This is a genomic window from Pseudomonas atagonensis (genome assembly GCF_011369485.1).
GTDB lineage: Bacteria > Pseudomonadota > Gammaproteobacteria > Pseudomonadales > Pseudomonadaceae > Aquipseudomonas > Aquipseudomonas atagonensis.
Genome location: NZ_VXCA01000007.1, coordinates 117,707 through 129,488, shown reverse-complemented (window position 1 = coordinate 129,488; position 11,782 = coordinate 117,707). Strand labels below are relative to the sequence as shown.

The following is an 11,782-nucleotide window of genomic DNA, read 5'->3' as shown; positions in this document are numbered from 1 at the left end:
AAGAGTACTGCGTCAGACCGCCAACACTACCACAAAAATCGAGTACTCCCTGAGTGCGGCGCATGCCCCGCATCTCAACACAATGAGCGTTAGCTCGAGTACCGCTCTTGATCTTGATCTCGGAGCCCGTCGGCAGGCTGAGCGGAGGGATTGATCCGGGGGTGGGAGCGCAGCGACCGTGCGGCGCAGCCGCATGCATCGAGAGGAGGTGCAGCGAAGCAAACCGTAGGCGATGCGCCCGGATCGATCCCGGAGCGAAGGAACCCGAGCCACAGCGAGGGCCGTACGTCAGGGTGAAGACCTTTGCTTCCTTTGGGGCGTTTGCCAAAGGGAGTCGACCGTCAGGGCGAAACCGCCAGCAGCAACACCCGCAGCAACGGATATGTACTCAACTCAATATCACCCAGCATTCACCTTAGGCTTGGGAAACAAATTATCCAGCGTCTCCAACAACCGAACGTGATAAATCGGCTTGCGAAACAGATCCAGCACCTGCAACCGCAACATATCACTGACATCCTCCATGTCCGCATGCCCCGACGTCACAATCACCGGCAAATGCTGACGTGAAGTATGCTCACGCAAACGCTTGATCAACGACATGCCGGACTCCTCCGGCATGCGCAAATCAGTAATCACCAGCGCAATATCCGGATGCCGCGTCAAATGATGCAACGCCAGCTTCACCGACGTCGCGGTATGACAGACAAACCCCTCACCTTCCAGCAACTCGGCAAGCTCAAGCAACGCATCCTCTTCATCGTCAACCAGAAGCAACTGTTGGCGCGGCAACGAGGAAGCAGTCATGAGCAATCCCTGAAAACTGAAAGAGAACCGGAGTGTAGCGTGACATCAACCAGGCACCAGTTGCTGCCATTCAGGGAGAGGGTGCCGGCGTTGTCACGGCCGTTCCGCCCAGCGCCACCAACAGATTGTTGAACATGACCAGCACGCGAGCACCCACGGGAGTGACAAACACCACAATCACCACCGCGACCATCGCCACCACAATCGCATACTCGATGGCCGATGCTGCTTCAGTACTGGCCAAAAAGCTGCGTGCACGCACCAACAGGTAATCAAAGAGCATCGCAGTTCTCCTCGGCAGTCATGGTCGGGTGACGGCAGTACCACCCAGCCCGGTGAGTATGTTGTTGAAGTAGAACAGCACACGGTTTCCGAGCGGCGTTACAAACGCCACGACCACCACGGCCACCATCGCCACCACAATCGCATACTCGATAGCTGACGCCGCTTCCTCGTCTTTGACCAACAGGCAAACTCTGGCCATCAAGTAATCGAGAATCATACGAAACATACGTCCACTCCTTTGCGCCTTTGGCGCCGATGACACGCTACAGCGGCAAGGTTCCACCGTGCCATTTGAGCATTGTCAACAAACCCCCTCCCAACAACTGTAAGAACGGATTAATCACAAAGGATTAATCCCATCGTGTCTCTGCCATTTGCTGCTGTTAATTGGCCAACCCCCCTACTTTAGTGAGTTATTTTCCTGTCAGTAATGGCGTTTTGGCTTGGATCAGCTAGCGTGGAAATAGCGAAATAATTGAATGTTCATAGCTGCCGGATTGGGAAATTCTCTCGAAAGCAAGTGCGGTGGGTAGTGCAGCGGGAAAGGGAGAGCCGTCATGAACAGTCGCGTCACCATGGGCCTTGCAGCCATTCTTTTGCTCGGTGCGGTTTTTGTCGGTTACTGGGGACTGGTGCTCAGTCGTCAACCGGCCCCCGTCGTCGAAGCGCCCGCCGTTGCCACCGCCAGCGTTGAAAAAACTGTCGCCATTGCCGAAGACCAGACCCGCCAACCGGTGGTGGTGCTGCTGCACGATGTGCCGCCCTTCACGCCACTGACCGCCGCCGACGTCACCGTAGAAAAACTGCGCAGTGCGCCGGCCGGCAGCCTCGCCAGCGTCGATCAGGCGATTGGCCGTACACCGTGGCGGCACCTCAGCGCCGGCACCTGGCTCAACGACGAAAGCTTCGCCGCCGGCGGCTCGCTGGCACGCATGATTCACCGCGACGAACGCGCCTTGACCGTGGCCGTTGACGAAGTGATCGGCGCCGCCGGGCAATTGATCCCCGGCGACTACGTCGATGTGCTGCTGTACCTGCGTCAGGACTCAACCAACCTGGAGCAGTCGGCCCAGATTGTCGTGCCCGCCATGCGCGTGCTCGGCGTCGGCGATCAGTACGGCCTGACCAACGACGGCCAACCCGCCTCCCCGGCCCTCAGCGCCGATGAAAAACTCAAACAGGATCAACGCCGCATCGCCGCACGCACCGTGGTGCTGGCGGTGCCGGAACAACTGCTGAGCCGGATGATGCTCGCCACTCAGGCCGGCACCTTGCGCCTGGCCGTACGCAGCAGCGAAGAACAGCGCCTGGCCAAATACTGGGCTGGCGAAAGTCAATCGCCGAGCCATCTCGACAACGCCAACAGCCAGCTCTTCCAGTTCACCCAACTGGCCTTGGGCAACGCGCCGAAAACGCCGTCCAGCGGCGGCTCCGGCACGGTACGGCCGGCGGTGGAAATCATTCGCGGCAATCAGATCACTCAACAAACCCCATGACTGCGCAAGGATCCAAGTGCATGCAGAGTCGCCTCCGACCGACATTGAACACAATGCTGCGGGCCTTGTTACTGATGGGACTGACGACGGACGCCGCGCTGGCGGCGGTCGGCAATTGCTCGGCCGTCACGCGCATGCCGCCGGTGATCGAGATTGGCGAAGGTTTCCAGCAGGATGTGCAGTCGCCGGTGGCGATCACGCGTCTGGCGATTGGCGATCCGAAAATCGCCGATGTGCATGCCAACGGCAGCACGTCATTTCTGCTCACCGGCATGGCGCCCGGCGCCACCAGCCTGATGCTCTGGACCTCCTGCTCAAGCCAGCCCCAGCAGGCGATAGTGTTCGTGCACGGCGCCGCCACCGGCGCACTGACCGGCGCACTGCCTTCGGATGATCCGAGCCTGCCGTCGCAGGTGCAGACCGACATCCGCTTTGTCGAAGTCAGCCGCACCAAACTCAAACAGGCCACCGCCTCGCTGATCGGCACCCGGGGCAATTTCCTGTTCGGCTCCCCCGGCACCCTGCCGCCGATTGACGGAGTGCCACAACCACGGCTGCCCGTGGACAACTCACTGTTCAACTTTTCCTGGGTCGGCGGCAAGACCATGGCGATCATCAACGCGCTGGAAGGCAGCGGTTTCGCCTACACGTTGGCGCGGCCGAGTCTGGTGGCGCTGAACGGCCAGAGCGCCAGTTTTCTCGCCGGCGGGCAGATCCCGATTCCGGTGCCCAGCTCCGGCAGTGACAACGTGTCGATCGAATACAAGGAGTTCGGCATCCGCCTGACCCTGACCCCCACCATCATCGGTCGTGACCGCATTGCCTTGAAGGTCGCCCCGGAAGTCAGCGAGCTAGACTTCAGCAACGCCGTGCAGATCGCCGGCACCACCGTCCCCGCGCTGACCATCCGCCGCACCGACACCAGCGTTTCGCTGGGCGACGGCGAAAGTTTTGTCATCAGCGGTTTGATCAGCACCACCAACAGCTCGCAGGTGAACAAGTTTCCCGGCCTCGGCGACATCCCGGTGCTCGGGGCGTTTTTCAAGGGTTCGCAGATCAAGCGCGAAGAGCGCGAACTGCTGATGATCGTCACCCCGCACCTGGTGCAGCCACTGGCCGCCGACGCCCAACTGCCGGCGCTGCCGGGAGAAAAACTGCGTAACTACGACCCGAACTTCTATCGCATGTTCTTCCTCGAAAACGGCAACTTCGACAAGCGCAGCGGGTTGTCGCAATGAGCCAGAGCCTGAGCCAGACCTTCCTCGCCATCACCCGCAACAGCACCGATCTGGAATGGCTGCAGAGCGCCCTCGCGCCGCTCGGTCAGGTGGTCAGCGCCGGTGGCGGCAGCCTCGACGAATTGCTCGCGCTCGTCGACGTGACGTTCGCTAATCTGGTCTTCGTCGGCCTTGACCGCGAACACGTGGTGGCGCAAAGCGCGCTGATCGAAGGCGCCCTGGAAGCCAAGCCGATGCTGGCCATCGTCGCGCTGGGCGACGGCATGGACAATCAGCTGGTGCTGAACGCCATGCGTGCCGGCGCGCGGGATTTCGTCGCTTATGGTTCGCGCTCCAGCGAGGTCGCCGGGCTGGTACGACGCCTGAGCAAACGCCTGCCGGCCGTCGCGCCCAACACGCAGCTGGGCGGCCTCACCGTGATGTACGGCGTGCAAAGCAGTTCTGACGGCGCGCTGCTGGCCAACCACATGGCGCTGGTGGTGCAAAAGAGCGGGCAGCAAACCTTGTTGCTCGATCTCGGCTTGCCCCGTGGCGACAGCCTGGCGTTGTTGGGACTGGAGAGTTCATTCCACTTCGGCGACGCCTTGCGCCATCTGCGCAGGCTCGATGCCACGCTGATCGACAGCGCCTTCACCAGCGCTGAAGCCGGACTGCGGATTCTGGCCTATGCCGGCAGTGACGAACCGCTGGAAACCACCAGCGCAGCCGAACTGTTCATGCTGCTCAGCGCCCTGCGTCAGCACTTCCAGCATATCGTCGTGAACCTCACCGGCCAGGCCGACAGCGAAGCGTTGCGCACCTTTGTCAGCCACTGCGACAAGTTGCTCTGGTACACCGACCAGAACGTTCTCAACTGCCGACGCAACCTGGCGGTGCTCAATCAGTGGCGCGAAAAAGGCATGAAACTCGACCACGGGCGCCTGCTCATTGATCGCTACCTGAACAACGTCGCGCCCAACGCCGACACCCTTGGCAAAACCTTCAACCTGGAAGTGATCGCGGTGTTGGCGGACAACGCCGAAGTACGCCTGAACGCCAAGAATCAGGGTGTCAGCCTGTTCGATCTGGCGCCCCGGGAAAAACTCACGCAGAGCCTGCGCACCCTCGGTGAACGACTGGCCAAGCGCTCCGAAGGTCTGGCGAAACCGAAAGTCACCTGGTTCGAGCGCTTGCGAGGCAGCTCATGAGCGCGGAAAAACTCTTTGGTGCACCGCAGCGCGGCGCCGCCGGCAACACCGACCACGAAGGCCTGAAACTGGTGCTACACCGCTACATCATCGACGCCATCGAAGAGTCGGGGAAAAACCTGCTGGAAGGTTCGCGCCAGCAACTCGCGCAGTTTGTCACCGATAAAGTCGCCGAATACATCGCCCGTCTGCACCTGGCAATCTCCCGCTACGAAATGGAGCGACTGGGCGAAGAAATCGTCGATGAGCTCACCGGGTTCGGCCCGCTGGAAGTGCTGCTGCGCGATCAGTCAGTGACGGAAATTCTGGTCAACGGCCCGCACCGGGTGTTCATCGAGCGCGACGGCGTGCTGCATCAAAGTGACCTGCGTTTTATCGATGCACATCACGTCGAACGCGTCATGCAACGCATCCTTGCGCCCCTCGGGCGACGGCTCGACGAGTCCTCGCCGATGGTCGATGCGCGCCTGCCGGATGGCAGCCGGGTCAACGCGATCATCCCGCCGATCGCCCTCGACGGCCCGTGCCTGTCGATTCGAAAATTCCGCAAGGACATGCTTAAAAGCAGCGACCTGATGGCCATGCAGACCATCGACATGGCGATCTTCGAGTTCCTGCAAAACGCCGTCGGCAAACGCTGCAACATCCTCATCAGCGGCGGCACCGGCACCGGCAAAACCACATTGCTGAACATCCTCAGCCAGTTGATCAACCCCCACGAACGTCTGGTGACCATCGAAGACGTCGCCGAACTTCAGCTCGGCCACCCCCATGTCGTCCGCCTGGAAACCCGCCCGCCGAATGCCGAGGGTCACGGCGAAGTAAAGGCCAGCGACCTGATCCGCAACGCCCTGCGCATGCGCCCCGACCGGATCATCCTCGGCGAGATTCGCGGCGTCGAAGTGGTCGATGTGCTCACCGCAATGAACACCGGTCACGACGGTTCAATGAGCACCGTGCACGCCAACAATGCGCAGGATGCGTTGCTGCGCCTGGAGACACTGGTCGGCCTGACCGGACGCTCGATCGCCGAACGCACCTTGCGCCAGATGATCTGCGCGGCATTGGACGTGATCATTCAACTGACGCGCATGCCCGATGGCCGTCGCTGTGTCAGCGAGGTGGTGGAAGTGGTCGGCATTCGCGAAGACGTCTACGTCACCAACACCCTGTTTCGCCTGGATCGCCGCACCGGTTTCGGCTTCCTGCGCGAAGCGGTCAACCCGGCCGGCGACAAGCTGCGCCTTGACGCCCATCCAGGCTGACGGCGAGGACCACCGAACATGCTGGGACCGGTCATTCTCATCATCATTTGCCTGACCCTGCTCGGGCTGTCGATTCGCCTGTTCCTGCATGGCCTGCACAAGACTGCCACGGAAAAAGTGCTGGGCCGACTGGCGGCCGGGCAACCGCAACTGGCCACGGAAAAACCGAAATGGGTCGGTCTGGAAAGAATGTTTCTGCGCGCCGGCCTCGGCCGGCCGACCGAGCGATTCGGCTTGTGGATGAGTTTGTGGGCGCTGATGATCGGGCTGGGTTATCTGCTGTTCAACTGGATCGGTTTGCTGATCATGTTGCTGGCACCGCCATTGCTGCTGCGGCTTTACATCGCCTTTCTTTACCGCCGCCGAATCAAACGCATGATCGAGCAACTGCCACAGCTGCTCGATCACACCGTGCGCAGCCTGAAGTCCGGCCGCACGCTCAGCGACGCCGTCATGGGCGGGATCGAAGCCAGTGACGACCCACTGAAACAAGCCATGGGCCGCGTCCAGCGCAACGTACAATTGGGGGTGAATTTGCCGGACGCCGTCAGCGACTTCGCCGAACTCTACGAGCAGGACGAACTGCGCATGTTCGCCCTCGGCCTGAAGGTCAATCATCGCTACGGCGGCAATGCCAGCGAGTTGCTGGAGAACCTGATCAAACTGATCCGCGAACGCGATCAGGGTGCACGCCAACTGCGCGCGCTGACAGGTGAGACGCGCATGACCGCGTGGGTGCTCGGCTCGCTGCCGATACTGTTGGTGAGTTACTTCATGCTGACCAACCCCGGTTACATGCTGGGGATGTGGAACGACACAAGCGGGCAGCACATGTTGATCAGCGCGGCAGTGCTCCAGGTGTTCGGAAGCCTGGCGCTCTGGCGCATGTTGCGGAGCGTCTGACATGGTCTACCTCGCCGCTCTGATGTTGCTGCTCGGCGCCCTGCTGCTGGTGGTCAATCATTTGCTGACAGAGCGGCGCCGAGTTCGCCAGGTCAATCAACGCCTGCAAGGTCATCTGGTGCGCGAGAACCGTTTCGGCAGCTTGCTGCGCGCATTGGGCAGCAGCCGGTTCGGGCAACGCTCGGTGAGCATCGACAGCGAAACCCAGACCCTGCTCAACCGCCTCGGCTGGCGCCGCGCCAACGAGCGCGCACTCTACGCGGCCTGCCAGATCGGTACGCCGTTGCTGACGCTGGGGCTGGCGATCTTTCTGCAAGAGGTGTTTTTTCCGCAGGCCGGCCAACGCTGGCTGGTGCCCATGCTCGCCACCGGCGGCGGTTATCTGCTGCCCAAACGCCTGCTCGCCTACGCCGCCGGGAGACGACAGAAAACCATCGCCGTGGAAATTTCCACGTTCATTCCTTTGCTTCGCATCCTCTTCGAATCCGGCATGGCCGTCGAACAAGCACTGCGCGTACTCGGTACCGAAGCGCAAAAACTGCTGCCGGAACTGACCAGCGAACTGCGCCTGATCCTCAGTCGCGTCGACTCCGGGCTGGAACTCGGCCAAGAGCTGAACAAAGCGGCGGTGATGCTCGCCGTCGATGAGTTCACCGACACCTGCGTGATCCTCCAGCAACTGATCCAACAGGGCGGCGGTGCGATGAAATCGTTGCTGGCGCTCAAGCAATTGCTCGATGACCGACGCCTGACCCGCTTGCAGGAATACGTCTCAAAAATGTCCGCGAAGATGTCGGTGGTGATGATGGTGTTTCTGTTTCCGGCACTGCTGATCGTACTCGCCGGACCGGGCTTCACCGCAATCGCCCGGGCCTTTGCAAACTGACCCTGGCTCATGGAGAGCGTTTGATGAAAGTACTGATTGTCATGGCAAGTCTGTTGCTGCTCGGCGGTTGCGCCACCGACGGCCAGGCGCCGTGGACGAGCCTGTTGTCACCCGCCAGTTGCAGCAAGTTGAGCTCCGAACAGGAACTGGCCCTGAACCTGGCGGACGACCTCGCCAACGACGGCAAACTGCACGCCAGCCTCGCCAACCTGCAAAGCCTGCCGGACAACCTCAGCGAAGTGCGCCTGCGCAAAGCCAAGGTCTATCGCCTGCTTGGGCGCAACGAAGCCGAACCGTTGTACCGCAGCCTGATCGGCGGTTGCCTGAACGCCGAAGCCGAACACGGCCTCGGCCAACTCTACGCCGCCCGTGGCGACAACGGCCAGGCCCAGGCTCACCTGCAACGCGCAGCCCGCCTGGCGCCCACCGACGAAAAAATCCGCAACGACCTCGGCGTGGTCTACCTCAACCAACTGCGCCTGGACGACGCCCGCTTCGAATTCCTCACCGCGATTGAACTCAAGCAGAACAACCAACTGGCGGCGGTGAACATGGTCACCTTGCTGCTCTACCAGAACAACTGGCCACAAGCCGCCGAAATCGTCAGCCGCGCCAAACTGTCCCCGGAACAATTCACCGAAGCCCAGCAACGCGCAGAAAAACTGAAAACCCCGGCACCGGCCAAACCGGCCACCGGCAACCAGGTCGCCGCCGTCTCCGACGCGCTGCCGACCCCGATCAAATAAGGAGACAGCCATGAACGCCCGCAAAGGCCTGTGCTACCTGACCTTGCTCACCCTGCCGCTCAGCGCCCTGGCCATCGACAGCGGCCCGGCCTCGGCGCAACAACAGGAAACCGAAGGCTGGCTGGTCCTGCAAAGCCGCAACAAAGCTGCCTCGCCCAAAGCACAAACAGCGACCGCCACCGAACGAGACCTGGCGATGCAGCGCTGGCTGAAGAAATACCAATACGAAATCCCGGACTTCTATGACCCGGACGTGGGCGGGAAGATCGAGACCAAGAACTGATCGTGTGGTGATCTTTCGATTGCCTTCGCGAACAACCTCGCTCCCACAGGGAAATGCGTTGCAAACGTGGGAGCGGGTTTGCTCGCGCAGAATAACAACGCGGTCTCAGACTTGCGGATCGACCCGATCCAGCGCCCGATTCACCGCCAGCTCCGCCAGCATCACAATCTGCTGAATCGCCAACGCCGTACTGCGCTGAAAACCGCTCAACTCATTGGCAAAATGACTGGCCATGACACTCGCCGACGCCAGCGACTCACACGCATGGGCCAACAAACTTTCCGTATCGACACCGGGATGCACGAGAAACATCGTGCTCGGTTGACGCGGTTTGGCGGGTTCGGGACTGAGGTAAAAATCAAGCGCACGCTTGATCGCTTCACGGTTCTTCGCCAGGTCTTCAGCGCGGATGGCTTCGGCGAGCGGGGTGGTGGGTTCGAGGGGTGGGTCGGGGATTAGCTTGTCCATTAAAACAATTCTCCAAAGTCTGTGCCGACACTCTTTGCCATTCTCACGGGGCAAAGGGTGGCAACTGTATGCGGGGTGAGAATACCGGTAATGGACACCCGGCCAGACCGAAGCCTGCCCGCACACAGCCGCCATGACGCATTGCAGACAGCGGATAAGCTGGCGCGATTATGCGTGCACAGAGAGTGCATGACCATTAGTACCGGGTTCTCACACCCGATCGCTGAGCATTCAGCGACCACCAGAGACTAGAGAGCACACGTCCGACGGACAACCTGAAAACAATGTGGGAAGGTTCGCGTTGTTATCCCCACACTTAAACAACCCGAAGCAATCCGTTGACCGGACAGGCCTCTTCGCGAGCAAGCCCGCTCCCACAGGGTTTGAATACACTCCGTTAAAAATTGGTCGGCTGCCAAGCCGCCATCGCGAGCAGACTCGATCCCACCGGCGACCCCCGCGGCAAAGCCGCCCCACTCCACACAATGAGCGTTAGCTCGAGTACCGCTCTTGATCTGAGAAGGTCCGTCGGCAGGCTGAGTGGAGGTGTTCATTCGGGGTGGGAGCGCAGCGACCGTTCGACGAAGTCGAACACATCGAGAGGAGGTGCAGCGAAGCAAACCGTAGGCGATGCCCCCGGATGAACACCGGAGCGAAGGAACCCCGAGCCCCAGCGAGGGGCCGAACGTCAGGACAAAGACCTTTTGGTTACTTTTGGGGCGTTTGCCAAAAGTGACCCGCCATAAGGGCGGAACCGCCAGCCGCAACACCCGAAGAAACGGATATACACCCAACCCCAAAAACCAAAACCAAAAACCCAAAAACTCAGTGCGCCGTAACCCGCTGCCGCCCAGCCGAAGCACTCGGCGACAACGCCAACGCCAACTGCGTCCGGTTATGCATATGCGTCAACCGCAACACCTGCGAAACATAAAGCTTCACCGTGTTCTCGGTAATCCCCAACTCACAGGCAATCTGATAATTGGTCTGCCCCTTGCCCACCAGACGCGCCACATCCAACTGGCGCGGCGACAACTGATTGAAAATTTCCGGAATCTCCACCTCGGCCGACTCCCCGCCCGGCACATCGCGCCCGACCGTCGCAGGGCTGCGACGCACCTTGTCCAGATCCTGATAAAGGTCATCAATCGACTCGGACAAATACTGCAACTTCTGATTCAAATGCCCCAGTTGCAGATTTTTCTGCCGCTCTTGCAGAGCCAACTCCTGACGCTGCACCCCCTCAAGCAGCTCATCCAGATTAATCGGCTTCTGATAGTAATCGGCAATCCCGGCACGCAACGCCTTGATCACATCCTGCTTGTCCGCGCGCCCGGTGAGCATGATCGCCTCGAACGCCCGCTCCTTACCGACCAGTCGCTGCAGCGCCTGGATCAACTGAATGCCATCCATGTCCGGCATGTGAAGATCACTCAGCACCAGACCGATTTCCGGATCCTCGCTGAAGCGCTCAATAGCCTGCTTGCTGGATTCACAAGGCACACAGCGGTAACCGCTACTTTCGAGAAACTCGCACAACTCTTCCACGATCAGAGGCTGATCGTCGACCACGAGGACTTTTACCGCAGACGTAAGCTTGTTCACGTGCCACTCCATGCCCTAGGCCAAAGCTGACCATTCCTGTACTGCCAGCCGCTGGCTGTAAAACCACATGAATTGAAAGTAGACGCACTTTCCGACTATGTACATAGGACTAGTGGCGCCTGGCGATCAATGGATCCAATACCAGGCCAGGCTTGTACCGATTAACACGAACGGTGCAAATGGCAGCTTTTTTGACATATCTGGCCCCAGATATCGAAGACGTTCCCTAAGCCCTTGACTCATATGCAGCCAGACTCTTGGCGCGAGCAGCAGCCAAAGCACGCTGGCGATGCCAGCGCCGACAAACGTCCACAAAATGAACATGCCGTCCGTCGCAAGACCCAGAGCTGTCATTAATTTCACATCGCCGGCGCCCATCCGACCCATCAGGTAGCCGGGCAAGGTGAACAGCAACGCCAGCAGAAATGCCCATCCGCCCTGCCCGGCTTCTGCGCCGATCCAGGTTGTTCCGGTCCACAACAAGAAGCCGAGCGCCAGCGCGCCCGCGCCCATCGTCAGGGCATTGGCGACGCGCCGTTGCCGGGCGTCCTGGGCCGCGCAAAAGGTCAGCCAGATCAGGAGGACAAAACTCTGCATCGGGTAAAAACCGTCC

The 11,782-nt window shown here is 60.5% G+C and carries 14 protein-coding genes; 8 read left to right on the top strand and 6 right to left on the bottom strand.

Annotated elements, in window-relative coordinates:
• Window positions 1-399 precede the first annotated feature (399 nt).
• The 3 genes from F2P67_RS05445 to F2P67_RS05435 form a co-directional block, all read right to left on the bottom strand.
• Window positions 400-807, bottom strand: a complete 408-nt coding sequence (locus F2P67_RS05445) for a response regulator (RefSeq protein WP_102620071.1) — start codon at window positions 805-807, stop codon at window positions 400-402.
• Between the two features lie 70 nt (window positions 808-877).
• Entirely contained in the window at window positions 878-1,090 is a 213-nt protein-coding gene (locus F2P67_RS05440; RefSeq protein WP_166218324.1) for a Flp family type IVb pilin, read from the bottom strand.
• 18 nt (window positions 1,091-1,108) lie between these two features.
• A complete protein-coding gene (locus tag F2P67_RS05435) occupies window positions 1,109-1,318 on the bottom strand; it encodes a Flp family type IVb pilin (protein ID WP_166218321.1) in 210 nt (69 codons plus the stop codon).
• Window positions 1,319-1,649: 331 nt separating this feature from the next.
• On the opposite strand from F2P67_RS05435, the gene cpaB reads away from it, so the two are divergent.
• The 8 genes from cpaB to F2P67_RS05395 are packed head-to-tail and all read left to right on the top strand — an operon-like array spanning window position 1,650 to window position 9,096.
• On the top strand, window positions 1,650-2,588 hold the full coding sequence (gene cpaB, locus F2P67_RS05430; RefSeq protein WP_166218318.1) for a Flp pilus assembly protein CpaB: 939 nt from the start codon (window positions 1,650-1,652) through the stop codon (window positions 2,586-2,588).
• 20 nt (window positions 2,589-2,608) lie between these two features.
• Window positions 2,609-3,826 (top strand): type II and III secretion system protein family protein, encoded by a 1,218-nt coding sequence (locus tag F2P67_RS05425; protein ID WP_166218315.1) that lies wholly within the window; start codon window positions 2,609-2,611, stop codon window positions 3,824-3,826.
• Window positions 3,823-5,013 carry a CpaE/TadZ family protein gene (locus F2P67_RS05420; protein WP_166218312.1) on the top strand — a complete coding sequence of 397 codons (1,191 nt, stop codon included), beginning with the start codon at window positions 3,823-3,825 and terminating at the stop codon, window positions 5,011-5,013. Before F2P67_RS05425 ends, F2P67_RS05420 begins: the two co-directional genes overlap by 4 nt.
• The gene (locus F2P67_RS05415) at window positions 5,010-6,278 is read left to right on the top strand and encodes a TadA family conjugal transfer-associated ATPase (RefSeq protein ID WP_166218309.1); all 1,269 of its coding nucleotides are present in this window, start codon (window positions 5,010-5,012) and stop codon (window positions 6,276-6,278) included. Before F2P67_RS05420 ends, F2P67_RS05415 begins: the two co-directional genes overlap by 4 nt.
• 18 nt (window positions 6,279-6,296) lie before the next feature.
• Complete coding sequence (locus F2P67_RS05410; protein ID WP_166218307.1) at window positions 6,297-7,181, top strand: type II secretion system F family protein; 885 nt, start codon at window positions 6,297-6,299, stop codon at window positions 7,179-7,181.
• A 1-nt stretch (window position 7,182) separates the two neighbouring features.
• On the top strand, window positions 7,183-8,067 hold the full coding sequence (locus F2P67_RS05405) for a type II secretion system F family protein (protein ID WP_166218304.1): 885 nt from the start codon (window positions 7,183-7,185) through the stop codon (window positions 8,065-8,067).
• Between the two features lie 23 nt (window positions 8,068-8,090).
• Window positions 8,091-8,813, top strand: coding sequence for a tetratricopeptide repeat protein (locus tag F2P67_RS05400; RefSeq protein ID WP_166218302.1), 723 nt, complete (start codon window positions 8,091-8,093; stop codon window positions 8,811-8,813).
• A 10-nt stretch (window positions 8,814-8,823) separates the two neighbouring features.
• Window positions 8,824-9,096, top strand: coding sequence for a DUF3613 domain-containing protein (locus F2P67_RS05395; protein ID WP_166218299.1), 273 nt, complete (start codon window positions 8,824-8,826; stop codon window positions 9,094-9,096).
• Between the two features lie 105 nt (window positions 9,097-9,201).
• Here F2P67_RS05395 and F2P67_RS05390 read toward each other — a convergent pair whose 3' ends face one another.
• The 3 genes from F2P67_RS05390 to F2P67_RS05380 form a co-directional block, all read right to left on the bottom strand.
• On the bottom strand, window positions 9,202-9,564 hold the full coding sequence (locus tag F2P67_RS05390) for a DUF6124 family protein (RefSeq protein WP_166218296.1): 363 nt from the start codon (window positions 9,562-9,564) through the stop codon (window positions 9,202-9,204).
• A gap of 825 nt (window positions 9,565-10,389) precedes the next feature.
• Window positions 10,390-11,169, bottom strand: coding sequence for a response regulator (locus tag F2P67_RS05385; protein ID WP_166218293.1), 780 nt, complete (start codon window positions 11,167-11,169; stop codon window positions 10,390-10,392).
• Between the two features lie 126 nt (window positions 11,170-11,295).
• Entirely contained in the window at window positions 11,296-11,766 is a 471-nt protein-coding gene (locus tag F2P67_RS05380; RefSeq protein WP_166218291.1) for a prepilin peptidase, read from the bottom strand.
• Window positions 11,767-11,782: the final 16 nt, after the last annotated feature.